The sequence below is a fragment of the Peribacillus phoenicis genome (genome assembly GCF_047238085.1).
GTDB lineage: Bacteria > Bacillota > Bacilli > Bacillales > DSM-1321 > Peribacillus.
Genome location: NZ_JBDFMF010000002.1, coordinates 1 through 20,458 on the forward strand (window position 1 = coordinate 1; position 20,458 = coordinate 20,458).

Below are 20,458 nucleotides of genomic sequence, written 5' to 3' on the forward strand. Positions count from 1 at the left end.
TTTTATTTTGCGTTCCCTAAATGGTCTTGCTTTTTCTTCATAGTCTTTATATATCGCTTGGCGGTGCTTTAATGCTTCAAGTTCTGCACCATTCAAAAAATCCGCTAATGTATAACCTTGTTTCATGATATGCACCTTAGAAGCTAGTTTCAATTCCTTTGCTGTCCACTTTTTCCTCAAGTTCCTTGCCGAGTTTAGTTTATCAATTAAATCATTACATTCACTCATACCTAGAAAATCAAAAAATAATACAATAGGTTTCAACTTTGGCAATGTTTCTGCCCCTTCACCTTTGTAATAATCAGCAAAGCACTCTGTTAATTTAGACACCAGTACCAATAAAAACCTACGTTGCTTGTATGATGCTATATTCTTTGTAGGTAATAACCCCTTTTCAAGTGCCCATATAGCATAATCTTCGGCTATATCCCTACCGTAATACTTTTCTAAATGCTTCTCATGCTTGGTTCTCATATACCGTTCAATGCCTTCTACAATGCAATTTTCTGTCAAATACGGGTCGAAATGCCTTACACCATAATGGCTTTTATGAGTGCTAAGAAACTGTATTGCTAATTCCCTAAAATCTGGCTTCCTTGCTTGTAACTCCGGTAATCCCCCATCAAGTAAAAACTCATGAGCAATAAAGTTACCTATTTTTTGAGGGATTGTTTTTTGCTTTGCTCCCTCCTGTATCATCTCAGCTATATTCATACTGCTTCCTCCTAATACTCAATACCAATTACAATACGCTTTCCCATAAGAAAATCAGCTAATGTTATAGGCTCACCATCTAAATAAATCTTTCCTGCAGTGGTTCTACATATATCATCAAGCCTTTTTCTCTTTATATGCCCTATAATCTCCTGGGCTTCCCCTTTAGAAATATCCTCGAACTCTACTGTAAACGGATAATCTTTAGGAAGTAGCACCGGAACAACATAACCCCCCGCATTGCCTTTTATATATAATTTTCTGCCATAGTCCACTAACGAGCTAACTAAATACGTCAAATAGCTTTCTTGCTTTTTTGTCATTGGTTCTAGTTGGAATAAATTCGTATAGTCTATATCCTCTTTAATCATTCCAAGCTCCCCCTATCGCCTATATAAAATATATTGTAAAATGCCCTTTATTTTTAAGTGCAGTATAAAATCTATTGTGTAGTATAAAAAGTGTTTAAGAGTGTAAAAGAGTAAAAAGTTATACAAGTAATAAATATATATATACATTACTTGTATAACTTTTTTATTGTAATTATCGAAAATAGTAGCGAAAATGCTGTCATATCAAGGCTTTTGCTTGTTTAGCTGATACACATTGACAGCCCTTATTCCCTTTCCTTCCTTGCCTACCATTTGTATATAGCCGAATGCTTCTAGTTGTGTCATTGCATTTTGCACTGAAGGCGAAGAAAGACCGCACCAGGCAGCGGCGAATCGGTAACTGAAGGCTGTTCTATTTTGACCATCTAAATATAGCTTCTTTACTGCTAGAAGGTGCTTAAACCCTTCATATACACCATTTACGGCTTTCTTTTTGCGTAGGCTCTCTGGTAGCTCTGGTGCTTCTATTGGCTTTGTTTCTAAAATGCCTATTTCAACAAGCATACGCAAAGACCATGTAGCAAGCTCGGCAGGGTTTAACTTCTTTCTTTCTTTGTATTTCAACGAAGCGTAAACCTCTGGCAACGTGTAATACAGTTCCTCGCCCTCACTTGCCCGCCAATCCCTATAAACAATTACTCCATTTTTCGCCTTATGTAGACTTGCAGAAGGTCTGCTATCGGGTGTTTTACTTGGCAATATACAGTTAAATGGCGAACCATCTATTTCAACCCCATCAAGACCTAAAAGCGTGAGCATTTGCATTACTGCTTCTTCGTCTTTAAAATAGTCCTTCACGCTTTCACCTATTGGGTTAATAGGTTTCTTTGGAGTTAGTTCTTTCCGTACCTTAGCAACCGTTTTGCGTGGTTTGCTCGCCTGTTTAGGTTCTTTCTTAGGTTGGTTCTGTAAATCGTTTAGCAACCATTCGGGAATATCCGCAAGGGGAACACTTTCAAAGTCTAAACCGTCTACCCATTCATAGCCTGGTGTAAAGGGCATTACTACAAAACCGCCATCCCCTCTTACATCGACACCAGTGTTTTTCCCATATAAATCAACTGCATTTCTTATTTCCTCAACATTTTTGGGGTACTTGAAATAATAATGCGTACCTCCACTTTGAGTTTTTACAGTTGGTGTATGTGGCAAATGTTTGCCCTTCACATACTTCCAACCGTTCTTACCGTTCTTAACATCAATATCTAAAACTACAATGCCATTCAGCTTACCTGTTACAAGTCCTATACCTTTGGTAGAATCTTCAATCCAGCCAACCATTTGGCGTAAGGTTGCCCGTTTAGTTTGGTACGGTTTCCAACTTTCTTTAGGTAGCCATTGTGGTTCAGGCTCCGTTTTTCTATACAGTGGAAAAATGCTTAGGTTATGCTGCACTGCAAAATCAATTGTTTTTTCAATGTTTTCTGTTGCGTATGCTACTGCTCCCATAAAAAAAATCCCCCTAGTAAGCGGAGGACAACAGACAAGGGGAAAATATTGGACATATTACGTCTTAATATTTTGCTTAAAATGGTTTTAAACCTGTCTTTGACGTGTTATAATAACAGTAACATTTTAAAAATTAAATACGTCAATAGACAAGGTTTGCCCTTGCTCTGTTGTCTTCTAAAAGAGTTGTTCCTCCTGTCGCCAAACAAGTAAGGAATAACTCTTTTTGCTTTTTATTTTTCAATTTGAAAAGTCTATTTATTTATTTTTAATTATACATCCTATATTGCTAGACTTAAAGACTAACTTTGACAAGCAATCTTATAAACTGACAAACTAATGTCTACAAATAACAAAAATTGTCTTATAATTTAGGTGGTTGCAAGTTTTACTTTTAACATTTTTTCTATCTTTCCTTACCTAGGAAAAAGCAGTTGCCTGTTGGCTCTGCTCTTTTTTTATGTCTACAAATGGCAAAAAAGGTCTTATACTTTAGTCACTTCCTTTGCTAGTTTGTTTTTCTTGCTTTCACTTTTTTCTATACTCCTAGAAATAAAAAGGGGCAGATGTTCGGAAACGGTCTGCCCTCCTTTTATGACTACCCTCCCCTTTTTACTTTGACAGCTGCACCCCATTTTTTGCCTTTATCCTAGTAACATCTTTACAAATTTACATATTTACAGATTAAATGCGTTACAAATTTACATTGTGAGCCACGAGAAGGGGGCAAATTCGCCTTTAAATTCTTTCGAGGTATTAAAACCTTCCGAACCGTTCGGAACCCTCTCACACCCCTTTAAATGCACAAAAAAAGACAAGGCTTATTCAAGCCCTGCCATCTTGTCCAAAACCTTTTTAGCTTTTTCCTCTGCTTCTTCTTCACTGTTCAAGTCCATCAGTAAAGACATTCGCCCTTTTACTTTTTCAATTTCCTCTAACGAATAGCCGAGTTCGGCAAGTGCCAAAACCGCATAGGCTCGTGCTTGATAGTTGTCCATTTAATAACTGCCCCTTTCATAAGTGTATCTATTGAGCATTGGCTCCAGTTCTCTAATAAACTGCCTTTCCTTAGGCGATGGGTCGCCACCCTCAACATACTTAATGCCAATGAATAAAACCTCGTCAAAATGCCCTTCTAGCTTTCTTTGCCCCTTGTTCCTATGGGCGGGCAATCTACGCTTTAAATCAATACTTGAGCCAATATAAAGCGGTTCAAATTGGCGGTTAAATACCGCATAAACACCCCTTCCGTTTTCATGCTCTTTAAACCATTGTCTAATATCAGTCTTTTTAAAGCTAGGTGCTAAAATAAATTCATCGAAAAAAGCGGGAAAGTTGATATTTTTCATACGTTGTTCACCCCTATTTCACCTTTAGTCTTTGCCCTTTATCCGTTTAGTTGTTCCAGCAAAAAACGGTATTCTATCGCCATCAATGACATTTTCAACATCTAGAAAACTGAAATACTCTTCCTTTGTTTTATCATCATCTAAAACACACCAAAACCCTTGTTCCTCAACATTTGTTAGCGTTCCATGATAATAAAGTTCATCTTCCAAGTCCTTTATATAAAGGTATCTGACAACGATTGTCACATAATCACCTTCAGCAAATGGGAAATACCCTTCAGCATGGCTATATTTCACTTTCAACATATACTATTCACCCTCAATTCACCTTTATTTCATCTCTAGTAATGCTTTGTTCATCTTATAACTTGAAACCTTTCAAACTGTTTTCTACTTTTTCTTGCCATTTCTTGTAATCGTAAATTTCTACTTTTCTTTCGTTGCCTACCCAACCATGCACCCTAACACCTTTGTTTGTATATTCTTGTAGGCTCACCATATTTTCTATTATCTGCATTATTCGTATTTGCTCTTTTGTCATCATATAGAATCCATAGTCAATGTTTAAAACTATTTTTAAGCATTCATCTATACTTGTTCCTAGTCTTCTGAAATCTCTTTCTGTTTTCAACTCAATCATGGTTACGCCCTCTTCAATGCCTGTACTTTGTTCCATGTCTGGCGACTAATGATTCTAGGAAACACGTCTTTTTGCTTAATGCCGTTCTGCTCTTTTTTACCGTCATAACGGTTAATTCCTGTATATGTTTCAGTGTTCACCATGTTTTTAACCTGTTGAGCTTGCCACTTTCCGCCCTTTCTAGTTGGCACATTTCGGCTATTTAAAATCGTTGCTATCTTGTTGTAACTTTTGCCTTCTAAATAAAGCTCAAATACTTCTTTTACAATGGCTTCATGCTCTTTATTTATTTCAACTTGTCCATTAATCACCATGTAACCGTATGGCACTTGACCGCCCGCATACTTGTTTTTCTTGGCAGTAGAAACACGTCCACCCTTTGTCCGCTCATTTATCACCTTGCGTTCAAATTCACCAAATGAGCCAATCATTTGTAAAAACAACATGCCCTGTGCGGTTGACGTATCAAACTTTTCAGAAACGCTAATAAAGGCAATTCCATTAGGCTCTAAAACATCTTCAATCATGATTAAAAGGTTTTTTAATCTGCGGTGTATGCGGTCAGCTTTAAGCACCACAACCCCCGACACTTCATTTTCAGCATTTGAAATATATTCAATCATTTCTGTATAGCTGCTTCTTTCTGTATTGCTACCCGAAAGCCCTTCATCAATAAAAACTTTCACCAATTCTAAATCTTGGCTAATGCAGTAGGCTTCAATTTTCTTTATTTGTTCCTCAATGGATGTATTTTCAATTTGACTTTCACTTGATACACGAGCATAAGCAACAACCTTCTTCAACTTAACCGTAACCATTGGTTTTTCCCCTTTTCCATTTATTGGTTAAATTATACGATAAGTTTAAAAGAAATTACAATTACTTTTATAAAAATACTTTTTAAACATTTACGTATTAATATTTAATAGTAATATTTATAATTCGTTTTTTGCTCGTTCCGTCTTTCTAAACAACAAAAAAAAAGCAAGAACCATTTTCAGTCCTTGCCTTCAATAAAAACCAATTACATATGATGAACCTCTCAAGTCCATAGCTTCCTCAACCTTGCTTTTCAAGTGGCTGTCATTGATGTTTAGTGCTTCAATAATTTTCACCATGTTATACGGTCTTGCAAGCCTTCTAACGTAACTCTCCATACTTGACCCTTTATTGTGGTCATAAAAAGTAGATAGGCTATAACTTTCAACCCCTGTTTTCTTTGCTAATGCCCAAACCTCTTTTTTATTTCTAACAGAAGCAAAAAAGGAAAGCCATTCCTCCATATAGTGCCTTTCAAAGTGAGTTGTAATTTCTTCAACCAATACTTTTAAACGTGCTTCCCTTTCAGCTTTGGCTTTTCTTTCTTCCTCTGCGGCTATCCTTGCCTTTTCAGCACATTCGGAGCAATTTATTATTCGGTAATCCCTTGTCCTGTTCCAGTCATCCATTTCGCCCACTTCGGTATAAGTGCCTTTGCCACATTTACAAGGGTAATCTCTGCGGTACATTTCTTCCCAACTCATTTAATCCACCTCTAACGCTTATGCCATTTAAAGTAAACTTTACCTCTTATGTAAAAAACCTTCTAGGAGCAAATGGAAAAAATTTATTCCTTTTTCGACAATTTGTCCTTATCATGTTTTAAGTAGAGAGAGGGGGGAATTAAATGCCATACACATATAACAGACATGCTCAAGCAATTGAGTGGTTTTCACTCAAGAACAAAATAAACAAAAATTATCGAGGCGGTAGAGGTCACTTTTTCCCTAGAAAAGCTATTGTAACAGTATTTTTAGGTGAAAATATTGGCTTCGAAAAATCTGGCATGCGTCCGGCTGTCGTTGTTTCAGTTGATTCTAATAACAAATCAAGTGGCAACATTGCAGTCATTCCTTTAACCAAAGACGCAAACAAACCAGGCGCCCTTTTAAAAAGTCAGTATAAATTGCTAAAAAGTAAATATAAATTAAACTACGATTCAATTGTTCAATGTGAAGACATGCGAATTGTCAGCAAAGCTCGTGTCGGAGACGTTATTGACTTCGTTGATGATGCTGACATGAAACAAATTGAAAAACGTATGAAATATTTCTTTGACATCTAAAAAGCCAGCTTCTACCTGCCCTTTTTGCATATTTTTAGTTGACAAAGACCATACTATTTCATACGATGTAAGTACAAATGGTGCGTTATCGCATCTTTAAATTTACTTATATCGTCTGTACATGACTTGTGACAGCTTAGGCTCGCCCTAGAGTTGAAGCAATCATGGTCGCGGACTAACGTTATCGTTTACTATCGGAAGCCTTAGGTCGCTTCCAAACGGGGCAGGTGTCAATTATGGCACCTGCCTTTATATTTTCTTCTTTTAACTCCCAACAATACATAACCACACTTATTTTTCGCCTAGAAAGTCCATCAATGCTAAATGCAGTATGTCCGATTTATTGACCCTTTCAGCCTTGCAAAACTCGTCTAAACGCTCTCCAATGCCTTTATCAATAACAATAGTCTTTCTTGTTTTATCGCCTTGCGGTAATGCCTTTATGCGGTCATGTACGGGCGTAAGGTTGCCCGCATGGGCATAGTGTCCGCCGTACGGCTCGCCTTGCGGTTGACCTTGTGGGGCAAGTTGTTGCCATGATTTCAACATTTCCTTTATTGCTTTTATTTCATCTTGGGTGAATTGCTCGTGAACAATAGGTGAATTCGGTATGTCATTTGTATTACTGTCTGTGAAATCAATATTATTTGGTGTGAAGTCCTCATTACTCCCTGTGAACTCTTTATTACTCGGTGTGACAGGCTTGTGAACCCCCTGTGAAGTGTTTTTCTTACGTGATGAACTCTTGTTCACATAATCAAAAATACTTTTATCAAGTGGCTTTTCTCCTTCTCCTACAAAATGCCACCCTTTAGGTGCTTGGTTGCTAAATTCCCACCCAGCCGCTTTTAATGCGTTTCTAAATGGCTTTTCACTTATGCCTGGTATCGCTTTAGCGACATCACCCGTCTTGACCCCTTCCGTTCTCAATGCAATTAAAATACTTCGTATCGTTGCTTTTTCATCAATTTCAAAACTCATACACTGTTCACCCTCATTTCACACATAGTCATATATGTATTATTCAACATGAACAGCGTTTCACCTTCAACCAATAAAAAAAGAGCCCGAAGGCTCGAATAGTCTACAATGAATACTGCTTGATAACTCTTGGCGACAATCAATATATTTCAAAATCCCGCTATTTTTTAAGTAACAAGCAAAAATATTTTTAAATCCCCTAAAATGCCTTTAAATTTCGCCCGCTGTCGTGTTTTAGCAAGCAAGGTAATGTATTTACACCCAAAAGGCTTAAAACGTCTTAAATCACCTGTTACGAGCCTATACGGCTTTTCCTTAAATCCCTTATATCTGCCATTATGTCAATGAAAGTATCTAACGAACCGTTGTCATTATCAGTTGTTTCAGCTGACACGTTATGCAGTTCCCTAATGTAATCAAGTTCTTTTCCGCTTAGTCTGGTTAAGGCTTCTTCCAAACTGTTTAAAAGTTTGCTATTCGGCTTTTTCTTCTGCTTTTCAACTGCATAGCGTAAAAGTATTCGACGTTGCCTTATTTCAAGTACACCAATATTACTTTTTATCAACTCTTTCGGGTCATCAGATACCTGTTTTATTAACTCTTGCTCTTCCTCTGACAAGGCATCAAATGAAATGGTCTCGTATTCACCTGTTTTTAGAGCATTTTTATTCCCTTTTAGGCTTTGGCGGTGCTTTTCCTTGTCTTTCGGTCCTGTACTTTTACCGCCATGCAGTTTACATCTACCGCTTTCCAATGCCCGCCTTTGACATGGATTTCCTGTTCTTTTAGTTTCCGCACCACATACCACTTTTTCCATGGTTTCACCTCCGAAGTCCATTTCATGGAGTATCGTTTTCAAAAAAGAGGGGGAGCAAATTCGCCCACCCCCTTTATCTGCTCCATATAGAACCTTATTTTTCAACTTTGTATTACTTCATTTCACCCTTTGTTCATCTCTGAAAATGCTTTTGCCTTTGCTATTGTTACTTTTGCTTGGTACTCTGCAAATAGTCCTTTATCTTTTATAAATTGTTTCAACAATAAAAGTTCTTCTGAACGGTCTAGTAATAATGCTTTTAGTTCCTTTACATCATTTGTTTCAACTATCATGAATGCGGTTATCTTTTCTTCAAATGACATTACTTCCCCACCCCCACCAGTGCATTATTTATCATGCCTTTATAGGCTTTTTCTGCCCTCTGTTCCTGTTCGGTAATAATCTCTAAAACAGGCTCATTTTCAACTATTTCAATTACTTCTGTTGGCTTTAAATCGTCTATTTTCATTGCTCTTGCTCCTTTGCTAGGCGAGAGTAAAAATTAATGCTGTTCTGCTTCAACTTTTCTTTATTCTTTTCGCGGTACTGCTTATCATAAGCCTGTATTTTTTCCTTGTTCTCTGCACGATACCGCTTGTTATACTCTGCAATACTTTCTTTGTTTTTGTGGTAATACTCGCGGGCATATGCTTGCCTTTTTTCCTTGTTCCTCTCATAATACTGCTTGTTATACCGCCTTTGTGCTTCTCTTTCTTCGGTATTCATTAGTTAGCCCCCTCTAGCTCTAAAATGCGTTTTTCAGCTTCTTCTAAAATAAATTCAGTATTTGAAATGGCTTGCTGCTGCTCTGCCAATTTGTCCTGGTATTCCTTTTTCAACTTCTGTAAATCTTGTTGTTGTCGGTCTAAAATGCCTGTATCAACTTTCAACTTGTTCTTTAGGCGGTAGGCTTCTGCTTGCAGTTCCTCAACCTCGTTATCAAGTTCAATCCGCTTTTTATCAAGTTGTTTCCCTACAACATCACGCAAATGATAATATTTCCCCTCTAATTCATGAGCCTTTAGCGTGTGGCCATCTTCTAAACAAGTGTTTCTTTCCTCCCAAAGTGCCTTATATTGCCTTACATTTTCCGCCTGTTGGTCTAATATCGCCGACAATTCCCCCTGTTTTTCCTCAATAAGTCCTTTTAATGCTTCCTTCTTTGCCATTTTCATGACCTCCTATGTTTTTTAGATAATAAAAAAGCCAATACTCCGCATGGAATAAAGGCTTCTAAGTGTTTTTAAAGTTGGCTATGCCGGTTGTTGGCGATAATATACGACCTATCAAGCAATTTGTAAATTATTATTTTGTAAAAAACCACTTTTAAACTGCTTTAAAACCTAATTTCGTTTAAAACCCCCTACGGCGCTACCGCTTGTCCCCTGTCCTCGGGGCGAGGCTACGTCCCCCAAACAAAAAAACAAATAATATACCCCTCATTCCTTTTATTTTCGTTTCTCTCGCCTTTTAAAACACGAACCAATACAAATACACCCAAAACCCTTAAAACGTCATATAACCCCTTTTAAGCCATAAAAAAAGAACAAGCAATATTATGCCTGTTCCAGTGCTTCTAAACGCTTATTCAGTTTGTCCAGTTCCTCAACGAATACTTTTACATAAACATCATGAGCACCCATTTGCCCACTTGTAACAAAACCCGCTTTCTTTAGTTCAGCTTCAAGCGTTGCCTTTACTGCTTCTACATAGTTCATTTTTAAAACCTCCTATACCGTTATTGCGAACAGTATAAGACCTATATAGTCCTTTGTAGAGCTTCTTTTATTTTGCGTTCCCTAAATGGTCTTGCTTTTTCTTCATAGTCTTTATATATCGCTTGGCGGTGCTTTAATGCTTCAAGTTCTGCACCATTCAAAAAATCCGCTAATGTATAACCTTGTTTCATGATATGCACCTTAGAAGCTAGTTTCAATTCCTTTGCTGTCCACTTTTTCCTCAAGTTCCTTGCCGAGTTTAGTTTATCAATTAAATCATTACATTCACTCATACCTAGAAAATCAAAAAATAATACAATAGGTTTCAACTTTGGCAATGTTTCTGCCCCTTCACCTTTGTAATAATCAGCAAAGCACTCTGTTAATTTAGACACCAGTACCAATAAAAACCTACGTTGCTTGTATGATGCTATATTCTTTGTAGGTAATAACCCCTTTTCAAGTGCCCATATAGCATAATCTTCGGCTATATCCCTACCGTAATACTTTTCTAAATGCTTCTCATGCTTGGTTCTCATATACCGTTCAATGCCTTCTACAATGCAATTTTCTGTCAAATACGGGTCGAAATGCCTTACACCATAATGGCTTTTATGAGTGCTAAGAAACTGTATTGCTAATTCCCTAAAATCTGGCTTCCTTGCTTGTAACTCCGGTAATCCCCCATCAAGTAAAAACTCATGAGCAATAAAGTTACCTATTTTTTGAGGGATTGTTTTTTGCTTTGCTCCCTCCTGTATCATCTCAGCTATATTCATACTGCTTCCTCCTAATACTCAATACCAATTACAATACGCTTTCCCATAAGAAAATCAGCTAATGTTATAGGCTCACCATCTAAATAAATCTTTCCTGCAGTGGTTCTACATATATCATCAAGCCTTTTTCTCTTTATATGCCCTATAATCTCCTGGGCTTCCCCTTTAGAAATATCCTCGAACTCTACTGTAAACGGATAATCTTTAGGAAGTAGCACCGGAACAACATAACCCCCCGCATTGCCTTTTATATATAATTTTCTGCCATAGTCCACTAACGAGCTAACTAAATACGTCAAATAGCTTTCTTGCTTTTTTGTCATTGGTTCTAGTTGGAATAAATTCGTATAGTCTATATCCTCTTTAATCATTCCAAGCTCCCCCTATCGCCTATATAAAATATATTGTAAAATGCCCTTTATTTTTAAGTGCAGTATAAAATCTATTGTGTAGTATAAAAAGTGTTTAAGAGTGTAAAAGAGTAAAAAGTTATACAAGTAATAAATATATATATACATTACTTGTATAACTTTTTTATTGTAATTATCGAAAATAGTAGCGAAAATGCTGTCATATCAAGGCTTTTGCTTGTTTAGCTGATACACATTGACAGCCCTTATTCCCTTTCCTTCCTTGCCTACCATTTGTATATAGCCGAATGCTTCTAGTTGTGTCATTGCATTTTGCACTGAAGGCGAAGAAAGACCGCACCAGGCAGCGGCGAATCGGTAACTGAAGGCTGTTCTATTTTGACCATCTAAATATAGCTTCTTTACTGCTAGAAGGTGCTTAAACCCTTCATATACACCATTTACGGCTTTCTTTTTGCGTAGGCTCTCTGGTAGCTCTGGTGCTTCTATTGGCTTTGTTTCTAAAATGCCTATTTCAACAAGCATACGCAAAGACCATGTAGCAAGCTCGGCAGGGTTTAACTTCTTTCTTTCTTTGTATTTCAACGAAGCGTAAACCTCTGGCAACGTGTAATACAGTTCCTCGCCCTCACTTGCCCGCCAATCCCTATAAACAATTACTCCATTTTTCGCCTTATGTAGACTTGCAGAAGGTCTGCTATCGGGTGTTTTACTTGGCAATATACAGTTAAATGGCGAACCATCTATTTCAACCCCATCAAGACCTAAAAGCGTGAGCATTTGCATTACTGCTTCTTCGTCTTTAAAATAGTCCTTCACGCTTTCACCTATTGGGTTAATAGGTTTCTTTGGAGTTAGTTCTTTCCGTACCTTAGCAACCGTTTTGCGTGGTTTGCTCGCCTGTTTAGGTTCTTTCTTAGGTTGGTTCTGTAAATCGTTTAGCAACCATTCGGGAATATCCGCAAGGGGAACACTTTCAAAGTCTAAACCGTCTACCCATTCATAGCCTGGTGTAAAGGGCATTACTACAAAACCGCCATCCCCTCTTACATCGACACCAGTGTTTTTCCCATATAAATCAACTGCATTTCTTATTTCCTCAACATTTTTGGGGTACTTGAAATAATAATGCGTACCTCCACTTTGAGTTTTTACAGTTGGTGTATGTGGCAAATGTTTGCCCTTCACATACTTCCAACCGTTCTTACCGTTCTTAACATCAATATCTAAAACTACAATGCCATTCAGCTTACCTGTTACAAGTCCTATACCTTTGGTAGAATCTTCAATCCAGCCAACCATTTGGCGTAAGGTTGCCCGTTTAGTTTGGTACGGTTTCCAACTTTCTTTAGGTAGCCATTGTGGTTCAGGCTCCGTTTTTCTATACAGTGGAAAAATGCTTAGGTTATGCTGCACTGCAAAATCAATTGTTTTTTCAATGTTTTCTGTTGCGTATGCTACTGCTCCCATAAAAAAAATCCCCCTAGTAAGCGGAGGACAACAGACAAGGGGAAAATATTGGACATATTACGTCTTAATATTTTGCTTAAAATGGTTTTAAACCTGTCTTTGACGTGTTATAATAACAGTAACATTTTAAAAATTAAATACGTCAATAGACAAGGTTTGCCCTTGCTCTGTTGTCTTCTAAAAGAGTTGTTCCTCCTGTCGCCAAACAAGTAAGGAATAACTCTTTTTGCTTTTTATTTTTCAATTTGAAAAGTCTATTTATTTATTTTTAATTATACATCCTATATTGCTAGACTTAAAGACTAACTTTGACAAGCAATCTTATAAACTGACAAACTAATGTCTACAAATAACAAAAATTGTCTTATAATTTAGGTGGTTGCAAGTTTTACTTTTAACATTTTTTCTATCTTTCCTTACCTAGGAAAAAGCAGTTGCCTGTTGGCTCTGCTCTTTTTTTATGTCTACAAATGGCAAAAAAGGTCTTATACTTTAGTCACTTCCTTTGCTAGTTTGTTTTTCTTGCTTTCACTTTTTTCTATACTCCTAGAAATAAAAAGGGGCAGATGTTCGGAAACGGTCTGCCCTCCTTTTATGACTACCCTCCCCTTTTTACTTTGACAGCTGCACCCCATTTTTTGCCTTTATCCTAGTAACATCTTTACAAATTTACATATTTACAGATTAAATGCGTTACAAATTTACATTGTGAGCCACGAGAAGGGGGCAAATTCGCCTTTAAATTCTTTCGAGGTATTAAAACCTTCCGAACCGTTCGGAACCCTCTCACACCCCTTTAAATGCACAAAAAAAGACAAGGCTTATTCAAGCCCTGCCATCTTGTCCAAAACCTTTTTAGCTTTTTCCTCTGCTTCTTCTTCACTGTTCAAGTCCATCAGTAAAGACATTCGCCCTTTTACTTTTTCAATTTCCTCTAACGAATAGCCGAGTTCGGCAAGTGCCAAAACCGCATAGGCTCGTGCTTGATAGTTGTCCATTTAATAACTGCCCCTTTCATAAGTGTATCTATTGAGCATTGGCTCCAGTTCTCTAATAAACTGCCTTTCCTTAGGCGATGGGTCGCCACCCTCAACATACTTAATGCCAATGAATAAAACCTCGTCAAAATGCCCTTCTAGCTTTCTTTGCCCCTTGTTCCTATGGGCGGGCAATCTACGCTTTAAATCAATACTTGAGCCAATATAAAGCGGTTCAAATTGGCGGTTAAATACCGCATAAACACCCCTTCCGTTTTCATGCTCTTTAAACCATTGTCTAATATCAGTCTTTTTAAAGCTAGGTGCTAAAATAAATTCATCGAAAAAAGCGGGAAAGTTGATATTTTTCATACGTTGTTCACCCCTATTTCACCTTTAGTCTTTGCCCTTTATCCGTTTAGTTGTTCCAGCAAAAAACGGTATTCTATCGCCATCAATGACATTTTCAACATCTAGAAAACTGAAATACTCTTCCTTTGTTTTATCATCATCTAAAACACACCAAAACCCTTGTTCCTCAACATTTGTTAGCGTTCCATGATAATAAAGTTCATCTTCCAAGTCCTTTATATAAAGGTATCTGACAACGATTGTCACATAATCACCTTCAGCAAATGGGAAATACCCTTCAGCATGGCTATATTTCACTTTCAACATATACTATTCACCCTCAATTCACCTTTATTTCATCTCTAGTAATGCTTTGTTCATCTTATAACTTGAAACCTTTCAAACTGTTTTCTACTTTTTCTTGCCATTTCTTGTAATCGTAAATTTCTACTTTTCTTTCGTTGCCTACCCAACCATGCACCCTAACACCTTTGTTTGTATATTCTTGTAGGCTCACCATATTTTCTATTATCTGCATTATTCGTATTTGCTCTTTTGTCATCATATAGAATCCATAGTCAATGTTTAAAACTATTTTTAAGCATTCATCTATACTTGTTCCTAGTCTTCTGAAATCTCTTTCTGTTTTCAACTCAATCATGGTTACGCCCTCTTCAATGCCTGTACTTTGTTCCATGTCTGGCGACTAATGATTCTAGGAAACACGTCTTTTTGCTTAATGCCGTTCTGCTCTTTTTTACCGTCATAACGGTTAATTCCTGTATATGTTTCAGTGTTCACCATGTTTTTAACCTGTTGAGCTTGCCACTTTCCGCCCTTTCTAGTTGGCACATTTCGGCTATTTAAAATCGTTGCTATCTTGTTGTAACTTTTGCCTTCTAAATAAAGCTCAAATACTTCTTTTACAATGGCTTCATGCTCTTTATTTATTTCAACTTGTCCATTAATCACCATGTAACCGTATGGCACTTGACCGCCCGCATACTTGTTTTTCTTGGCAGTAGAAACACGTCCACCCTTTGTCCGCTCATTTATCACCTTGCGTTCAAATTCACCAAATGAGCCAATCATTTGTAAAAACAACATGCCCTGTGCGGTTGACGTATCAAACTTTTCAGAAACGCTAATAAAGGCAATTCCATTAGGCTCTAAAACATCTTCAATCATGATTAAAAGGTTTTTTAATCTGCGGTGTATGCGGTCAGCTTTAAGCACCACAACCCCCGACACTTCATTTTCAGCATTTGAAATATATTCAATCATTTCTGTATAGCTGCTTCTTTCTGTATTGCTACCCGAAAGCCCTTCATCAATAAAAACTTTCACCAATTCTAAATCTTGGCTAATGCAGTAGGCTTCAATTTTCTTTATTTGTTCCTCAATGGATGTATTTTCAATTTGACTTTCACTTGATACACGAGCATAAGCAACAACCTTCTTCAACTTAACCGTAACCATTGGTTTTTCCCCTTTTCCATTTATTGGTTAAATTATACGATAAGTTTAAAAGAAATTACAATTACTTTTATAAAAATACTTTTTAAACATTTACGTATTAATATTTAATAGTAATATTTATAATTCGTTTTTTGCTCGTTCCGTCTTTCTAAACAACAAAAAAAAAGCAAGAACCATTTTCAGTCCTTGCCTTCAATAAAAACCAATTACATATGATGAACCTCTCAAGTCCATAGCTTCCTCAACCTTGCTTTTCAAGTGGCTGTCATTGATGTTTAGTGCTTCAATAATTTTCACCATGTTATACGGTCTTGCAAGCCTTCTAACGTAACTCTCCATACTTGACCCTTTATTGTGGTCATAAAAAGTAGATAGGCTATAACTTTCAACCCCTGTTTTCTTTGCTAATGCCCAAACCTCTTTTTTATTTCTAACAGAAGCAAAAAAGGAAAGCCATTCCTCCATATAGTGCCTTTCAAAGTGAGTTGTAATTTCTTCAACCAATACTTTTAAACGTGCTTCCCTTTCAGCTTTGGCTTTTCTTTCTTCCTCTGCGGCTATCCTTGCCTTTTCAGCACATTCGGAGCAATTTATTATTCGGTAATCCCTTGTCCTGTTCCAGTCATCCATTTCGCCCACTTCGGTATAAGTGCCTTTGCCACATTTACAAGGGTAATCTCTGCGGTACATTTCTTCCCAACTCATTTAATCCACCTCTAACGCTTATGCCATTTAAAGTAAACTTTACCTCTTATGTAAAAAACCTTCTAGGAGCAAATGGAAAAAATTTATTCCTTTTTCGACAATTTGTCCTTATCATGTTTTAAGTAGAGAGAGGGGGGAATTAAATGCCATACACATATAACAGACATGCTCAAGCAATTGAGTGGTTTTCACTCAAGAACAAAATAAACAAAAATTATCGAGGCGGTAGAGGTCACTTTTTCCCTAGAAAAGCTATTGTAACAGTATTTTTAGGTGAAAATATTGGCTTCGAAAAATCTGGCATGCGTCCGGCTGTCGTTGTTTCAGTTGATTCTAATAACAAATCAAGTGGCAACATTGCAGTCATTCCTTTAACCAAAGACGCAAACAAACCAGGCGCCCTTTTAAAAAGTCAGTATAAATTGCTAAAAAGTAAATATAAATTAAACTACGATTCAATTGTTCAATGTGAAGACATGCGAATTGTCAGCAAAGCTCGTGTCGGAGACGTTATTGACTTCGTTGATGATGCTGACATGAAACAAATTGAAAAACGTATGAAATATTTCTTTGACATCTAAAAAGCCAGCTTCTACCTGCCCTTTTTGCATATTTTTAGTTGACAAAGACCATACTATTTCATACGATGTAAGTACAAATGGTGCGTTATCGCATCTTTAAATTTACTTATATCGTCTGTACATGACTTGTGACAGCTTAGGCTCGCCCTAGAGTTGAAGCAATCATGGTCGCGGACTAACGTTATCGTTTACTATCGGAAGCCTTAGGTCGCTTCCAAACGGGGCAGGTGTCAATTATGGCACCTGCCTTTATATTTTCTTCTTTTAACTCCCAACAATACATAACCACACTTATTTTTCGCCTAGAAAGTCCATCAATGCTAAATGCAGTATGTCCGATTTATTGACCCTTTCAGCCTTGCAAAACTCGTCTAAACGCTCTCCAATGCCTTTATCAATAACAATAGTCTTTCTTGTTTTATCGCCTTGCGGTAATGCCTTTATGCGGTCATGTACGGGCGTAAGGTTGCCCGCATGGGCATAGTGTCCGCCGTACGGCTCGCCTTGCGGTTGACCTTGTGGGGCAAGTTGTTGCCATGATTTCAACATTTCCTTTATTGCTTTTATTTCATCTTGGGTGAATTGCTCGTGAACAATAGGTGAATTCGGTATGTCATTTGTATTACTGTCTGTGAAATCAATATTATTTGGTGTGAAGTCCTCATTACTCCCTGTGAACTCTTTATTACTCGGTGTGACAGGCTTGTGAACCCCCTGTGAAGTGTTTTTCTTACGTGATGAACTCTTGTTCACATAATCAAAAATACTTTTATCAAGTGGCTTTTCTCCTTCTCCTACAAAATGCCACCCTTTAGGTGCTTGGTTGCTAAATTCCCACCCAGCCGCTTTTAATGCGTTTCTAAATGGCTTTTCACTTATGCCTGGTATCGCTTTAGCGACATCACCCGTCTTGACCCCTTCCGTTCTCAATGCAATTAAAATACTTCGTATCGTTGCTTTTTCATCAATTTCAAAACTCATACACTGTTCACCCTCATTTCACACATAGTCATATATGTATTATTCAACATGAACAGCGTTTCACCTTCAACCAATAAAAAAAGAGCCCGAAGGCTCGAATAGTCTACAATGAATACTGCTTGATAACTCTTGGCGACAATCAATATATTTCAAAATCCCGCTATTTTTTAAGTAACAAGCAAAAATATTTTTAAATCCCCTAAAATGCCTTTAAATTTCGCCCGCTGTCGTGTTTTAGCAAGCAAGGTAATGTATTTACACCCAAAAGGCTTAAAACGTCTTAAATCACCTGTTACGAGCCTATACGGCTTTTCCTTAAATCCCTTATATCTGCCATTATGTCAATGAAAGTATCTAACGAACCGTTGTCATTATCAGTTGTTTCAGCTGACACGTTATGCAGTTCCCTAATGTAATCAAGTTCTTTTCCGCTTAGTCTGGTTAAGGCTTCTTCCAAACTGTTTAAAAGTTTGCTATTCGGCTTTTTCTTCTGCTTTTCAACTGCATAGCGTAAAAGTATTCGACGTTGCCTTATTTCAAGTACACCAATATTACTTTTTATCAACTCTTTCGGGTCATCAGATACCTGTTTTATTAACTCTTGCTCTTCCTCTGACAAGGCATCAAATGAAATGGTCTCGTATTCACCTGTTTTTAGAGCATTTTTATTCCCTTTTAGGCTTTGGCGGTGCTTTTCCTTGTCTTTCGGTCCTGTACTTTTACCGCCATGCAGTTTACATCTACCGCTTTCCAATGCCCGCCTTTGACATGGATTTCCTGTTCTTTTAGTTTCCGCACCACATACCACTTTTTCCATGGTTTCACCTCCGAAGTCCATTTCATGGAGTATCGTTTTCAAAAAAGAGGGGGAGCAAATTCGCCCACCCCCTTTATCTGCTCCATATAGAACCTTATTTTTCAACTTTGTATTACTTCATTTCACCCTTTGTTCATCTCTGAAAATGCTTTTGCCTTTGCTATTGTTACTTTTGCTTGGTACTCTGCAAATAGTCCTTTATCTTTTATAAATTGTTTCAACAATAAAAGTTCTTCTGAACGGTCTAGTAATAATGCTTTTAGTTCCTTTACATCATTTGTTTCAACTATCATGAATGCGGTTATCTTTTCTTCAAATGACATTACTTCCCCACCCCCACCAGTGCATTATTTATCATGCCTTTATAGGCTTTTTCTGCCCTCTGTTCCTGTTCGGTAATAATCTCTAAAACAGGCTCATTTTCAACTATTTCAATTACTTCTGTTGGCTTTAAATCGTCTATTTTCATTGCTCTTGCTCCTTTGCTAGGCGAGAGTAAAAATTAATGCTGTTCTGCTTCAACTTTTCTTTATTCTTTTCGCGGTACTGCTTATCATAAGCCTGTATTTTTTCCTTGTTCTCTGCACGATACCGCTTGTTATACTCTGCAATACTTTCTTTGTTTTTGTGGTAATACTCGCGGGCATATGCTTGCCTTTTTTCCTTGTTCCTCTCATAATACTGCTTGTTATACCGCCTTTGTGCTTCTCTTTCTTCGGTATTCATTAGTTAGCCCCCTCTAGCTCTAAAATGCGTTTTTCAGCTTCTTCTAAAATAAATTCAGTATTTGAAATGGCTTGCTGCTGCTCTGCCAATTTGTCCTGGTATTCCTTTTTCAACTTCTGTAAATCTTGTTGTTGTCGGTCTAAAATGCCTGTATCAACTTTCAACTTGTTCTTTAGGCGGTAGGCTTCTGCTTGCAGTTCCTCAACCTCGTTATCAAGTTCAATCCGCTTTTTATCAAGTTGTTTCCCTACAACATCACGCAAATGATAATATTTCCCCTCTAATTCATGAGCCTTTAGCGTGTGGCCATCTTCTAAACAAGTGTTTCTTTCCTCCCAAAGTGCCTTATATTGCCTTACATTTTCCGCCTGTTGGTCTAATATCGCCGACAATTCCCCCTGTTTTTCCTCAATAAGTCCTTTTAATGCTTCCTTCTTTGCCATTTTCATGACCTCCTATGTTTTTTAGATAATAAAAAAGCCAATACTCCGCATGGAATAAAGGCTTCTAAGTGTTTTTAAAGTTGGCTATGCCGGTTGTTGGCGATAATATACGACCTATCAAGCAATTTGTAAATTATTATTTTGTAAAAAACCACTTTTAAACTGCTTTAAAACCTAATTTCGTTTAAAACCCCCTACGGCGCTACCGCTTGTCCCCTGTCCTCGGGGCGAGGCTACGTCCCCCAAACAAAAAAACAAATAATATACCCCTCATTCCTTTTATTTTCGTTTCTCTCGCCTTTTAAAACACGAACCAATACAAATACACCCAAAACCCTTAAAACGTCATATAACCCCTTTTAAGCCATAAAAAAAGAACAAGCAATATTATGCCTGTTCCAGTGCTTCTAAACGCTTATTCAGTTTGTCCAGTTCCTCAACGAATACTTTTACATAAACATCATGAGCACCCATTTGCCCACTTGTAACAAAACCCGCTTTCTTTAGTTCAGCTTCAAGCGTTGCCTTTACTGCTTCTACATAGTTCATTTTTAAAACCTCCTATACCGTTATTGCGAACAGTATAAGACCTATATAGTCCTTTGTAGAGCTTC

34 protein-coding genes are annotated in these 20,458 nt (G+C 37.4%); 2 read left to right on the forward strand and 32 right to left on the reverse strand.

Annotated features, from left to right (window positions below):
- The 9 genes from ABC374_RS26955 to ABC374_RS26995 all read right to left on the reverse strand — a co-directional run.
- On the reverse strand, positions 1–714 hold a 714-nt coding region (locus ABC374_RS26955), incomplete at its 3' end, for a hypothetical protein (protein WP_413020450.1).
- 11 nt (positions 715–725) lie between these two features.
- Complete coding sequence (locus ABC374_RS26960) at positions 726–1,085, reverse strand: hypothetical protein (RefSeq protein ID WP_413020452.1); 360 nt, start codon at positions 1,083–1,085, stop codon at positions 726–728.
- A gap of 204 nt (positions 1,086–1,289) precedes the next feature.
- Positions 1,290–2,555, reverse strand: coding sequence for a bifunctional DNA primase/polymerase (locus ABC374_RS26965; RefSeq protein ID WP_413020453.1), 1,266 nt, complete (start codon positions 2,553–2,555; stop codon positions 1,290–1,292).
- Between the two features lie 821 nt (positions 2,556–3,376).
- On the reverse strand, positions 3,377–3,553 hold the full coding sequence (locus ABC374_RS26970) for a hypothetical protein (RefSeq protein WP_413020454.1): 177 nt from the start codon (positions 3,551–3,553) through the stop codon (positions 3,377–3,379).
- Complete coding sequence (locus ABC374_RS26975) at positions 3,554–3,904, reverse strand: GIY-YIG nuclease family protein (RefSeq protein WP_413020456.1); 351 nt, start codon at positions 3,902–3,904, stop codon at positions 3,554–3,556. It lies immediately after the preceding gene.
- Positions 3,905–3,928: 24 nt separating this feature from the next.
- Complete coding sequence (locus tag ABC374_RS26980; RefSeq protein WP_413020458.1) at positions 3,929–4,210, reverse strand: hypothetical protein; 282 nt, start codon at positions 4,208–4,210, stop codon at positions 3,929–3,931.
- A 55-nt stretch (positions 4,211–4,265) separates the two neighbouring features.
- Positions 4,266–4,544, reverse strand: coding sequence for a hypothetical protein (locus ABC374_RS26985; RefSeq protein WP_413020460.1), 279 nt, complete (start codon positions 4,542–4,544; stop codon positions 4,266–4,268).
- A 2-nt stretch (positions 4,545–4,546) separates the two neighbouring features.
- A complete protein-coding gene (locus ABC374_RS26990) occupies positions 4,547–5,362 on the reverse strand; it encodes a recombinase family protein (RefSeq protein ID WP_413020462.1) in 816 nt (271 codons plus the stop codon).
- Positions 5,363–5,554: 192 nt separating this feature from the next.
- Entirely contained in the window at positions 5,555–6,067 is a 513-nt protein-coding gene (locus ABC374_RS26995; RefSeq protein ID WP_413020464.1) for a hypothetical protein, read from the reverse strand.
- A gap of 143 nt (positions 6,068–6,210) precedes the next feature.
- Between ABC374_RS26995 and ABC374_RS27000 the strand changes: the two genes are divergently transcribed.
- Positions 6,211–6,648 carry a type II toxin-antitoxin system PemK/MazF family toxin gene (locus tag ABC374_RS27000; RefSeq protein WP_413020466.1) on the forward strand — a complete coding sequence of 146 codons (438 nt, stop codon included), beginning with the start codon at positions 6,211–6,213 and terminating at the stop codon, positions 6,646–6,648.
- A 291-nt stretch (positions 6,649–6,939) separates the two neighbouring features.
- Here the strand turns inward: ABC374_RS27000 and ABC374_RS27005 are convergent, their stop codons facing one another.
- From ABC374_RS27005 to ABC374_RS27080, 16 genes are all read right to left on the reverse strand, one after another.
- Entirely contained in the window at positions 6,940–7,629 is a 690-nt protein-coding gene (locus ABC374_RS27005; RefSeq protein ID WP_413020468.1) for a hypothetical protein, read from the reverse strand.
- 292 nt (positions 7,630–7,921) lie between these two features.
- Entirely contained in the window at positions 7,922–8,446 is a 525-nt protein-coding gene (locus tag ABC374_RS27010; protein ID WP_413020470.1) for an HGGxSTG domain-containing protein, read from the reverse strand.
- Between the two features lie 122 nt (positions 8,447–8,568).
- Complete coding sequence (locus tag ABC374_RS27015; RefSeq protein ID WP_413020471.1) at positions 8,569–8,769, reverse strand: hypothetical protein; 201 nt, start codon at positions 8,767–8,769, stop codon at positions 8,569–8,571.
- Positions 8,769–8,915: a hypothetical protein gene (locus ABC374_RS27020; RefSeq protein ID WP_413020473.1), complete on the reverse strand. Its 147-nt coding sequence runs from the start codon at positions 8,913–8,915 to the stop codon at positions 8,769–8,771. Before ABC374_RS27020 ends, ABC374_RS27015 begins: the two co-directional genes overlap by 1 nt.
- Positions 8,912–9,172 carry a hypothetical protein gene (locus ABC374_RS27025; RefSeq protein ID WP_413020475.1) on the reverse strand — a complete coding sequence of 87 codons (261 nt, stop codon included), beginning with the start codon at positions 9,170–9,172 and terminating at the stop codon, positions 8,912–8,914. Before ABC374_RS27025 ends, ABC374_RS27020 begins: the two co-directional genes overlap by 4 nt.
- Complete coding sequence (locus ABC374_RS27030; protein ID WP_413020477.1) at positions 9,172–9,615, reverse strand: hypothetical protein; 444 nt, start codon at positions 9,613–9,615, stop codon at positions 9,172–9,174. The genes ABC374_RS27025 and ABC374_RS27030 overlap by 1 nt, the downstream gene beginning before the upstream one ends.
- Positions 9,616–10,002: 387 nt before the next feature.
- Entirely contained in the window at positions 10,003–10,164 is a 162-nt protein-coding gene (locus ABC374_RS27035; RefSeq protein ID WP_413020478.1) for a hypothetical protein, read from the reverse strand.
- Positions 10,165–10,205: 41 nt separating this feature from the next.
- Positions 10,206–10,943, reverse strand: coding sequence for a hypothetical protein (locus tag ABC374_RS27040; RefSeq protein ID WP_413020480.1), 738 nt, complete (start codon positions 10,941–10,943; stop codon positions 10,206–10,208).
- An 11-nt stretch (positions 10,944–10,954) separates the two neighbouring features.
- Entirely contained in the window at positions 10,955–11,314 is a 360-nt protein-coding gene (locus ABC374_RS27045) for a hypothetical protein (protein ID WP_413020452.1), read from the reverse strand.
- Positions 11,315–11,518: 204 nt separating this feature from the next.
- Positions 11,519–12,784: a bifunctional DNA primase/polymerase gene (locus ABC374_RS27050; RefSeq protein ID WP_413020453.1), complete on the reverse strand. Its 1,266-nt coding sequence runs from the start codon at positions 12,782–12,784 to the stop codon at positions 11,519–11,521.
- A gap of 821 nt (positions 12,785–13,605) precedes the next feature.
- Positions 13,606–13,782, reverse strand: a complete 177-nt coding sequence (locus ABC374_RS27055) for a hypothetical protein (protein ID WP_413020454.1) — start codon at positions 13,780–13,782, stop codon at positions 13,606–13,608.
- Complete coding sequence (locus tag ABC374_RS27060) at positions 13,783–14,133, reverse strand: GIY-YIG nuclease family protein (RefSeq protein ID WP_413020456.1); 351 nt, start codon at positions 14,131–14,133, stop codon at positions 13,783–13,785. It lies immediately after the preceding gene.
- A gap of 24 nt (positions 14,134–14,157) precedes the next feature.
- The gene (locus ABC374_RS27065) at positions 14,158–14,439 is read right to left on the reverse strand and encodes a hypothetical protein (RefSeq protein ID WP_413020458.1); all 282 of its coding nucleotides are present in this window, start codon (positions 14,437–14,439) and stop codon (positions 14,158–14,160) included.
- Positions 14,440–14,494: 55 nt separating this feature from the next.
- On the reverse strand, positions 14,495–14,773 hold the full coding sequence (locus ABC374_RS27070; RefSeq protein ID WP_413020460.1) for a hypothetical protein: 279 nt from the start codon (positions 14,771–14,773) through the stop codon (positions 14,495–14,497).
- Between the two features lie 2 nt (positions 14,774–14,775).
- The gene (locus ABC374_RS27075) at positions 14,776–15,591 is read right to left on the reverse strand and encodes a recombinase family protein (RefSeq protein ID WP_413020462.1); all 816 of its coding nucleotides are present in this window, start codon (positions 15,589–15,591) and stop codon (positions 14,776–14,778) included.
- A 192-nt stretch (positions 15,592–15,783) separates the two neighbouring features.
- A complete protein-coding gene (locus tag ABC374_RS27080) occupies positions 15,784–16,296 on the reverse strand; it encodes a hypothetical protein (RefSeq protein WP_413020464.1) in 513 nt (170 codons plus the stop codon).
- Between the two features lie 143 nt (positions 16,297–16,439).
- On the opposite strand from ABC374_RS27080, the gene ABC374_RS27085 reads away from it, so the two are divergent.
- Positions 16,440–16,877, forward strand: a complete 438-nt coding sequence (locus tag ABC374_RS27085; RefSeq protein ID WP_413020466.1) for a type II toxin-antitoxin system PemK/MazF family toxin — start codon at positions 16,440–16,442, stop codon at positions 16,875–16,877.
- A 291-nt stretch (positions 16,878–17,168) separates the two neighbouring features.
- On the opposite strand, the gene ABC374_RS27090 is transcribed toward ABC374_RS27085, so the two are convergent.
- From ABC374_RS27090 to ABC374_RS27120, 7 genes are all read right to left on the reverse strand, one after another.
- On the reverse strand, positions 17,169–17,858 hold the full coding sequence (locus ABC374_RS27090) for a hypothetical protein (protein ID WP_413020468.1): 690 nt from the start codon (positions 17,856–17,858) through the stop codon (positions 17,169–17,171).
- 292 nt (positions 17,859–18,150) lie between these two features.
- On the reverse strand, positions 18,151–18,675 hold the full coding sequence (locus ABC374_RS27095) for an HGGxSTG domain-containing protein (protein WP_413020470.1): 525 nt from the start codon (positions 18,673–18,675) through the stop codon (positions 18,151–18,153).
- Between the two features lie 122 nt (positions 18,676–18,797).
- Positions 18,798–18,998, reverse strand: coding sequence for a hypothetical protein (locus ABC374_RS27100; protein ID WP_413020471.1), 201 nt, complete (start codon positions 18,996–18,998; stop codon positions 18,798–18,800).
- Positions 18,998–19,144 (reverse strand): hypothetical protein, encoded by a 147-nt coding sequence (locus ABC374_RS27105; protein WP_413020473.1) that lies wholly within the window; start codon positions 19,142–19,144, stop codon positions 18,998–19,000. Before ABC374_RS27105 ends, ABC374_RS27100 begins: the two co-directional genes overlap by 1 nt.
- Entirely contained in the window at positions 19,141–19,401 is a 261-nt protein-coding gene (locus ABC374_RS27110; RefSeq protein WP_413020475.1) for a hypothetical protein, read from the reverse strand. Before ABC374_RS27110 ends, ABC374_RS27105 begins: the two co-directional genes overlap by 4 nt.
- Complete coding sequence (locus tag ABC374_RS27115) at positions 19,401–19,844, reverse strand: hypothetical protein (protein WP_413020477.1); 444 nt, start codon at positions 19,842–19,844, stop codon at positions 19,401–19,403. Before ABC374_RS27115 ends, ABC374_RS27110 begins: the two co-directional genes overlap by 1 nt.
- 387 nt (positions 19,845–20,231) lie before the next feature.
- Positions 20,232–20,393, reverse strand: coding sequence for a hypothetical protein (locus ABC374_RS27120; RefSeq protein ID WP_413020478.1), 162 nt, complete (start codon positions 20,391–20,393; stop codon positions 20,232–20,234).
- Between the last annotated feature and the right edge of the window lie 65 nt (positions 20,394–20,458).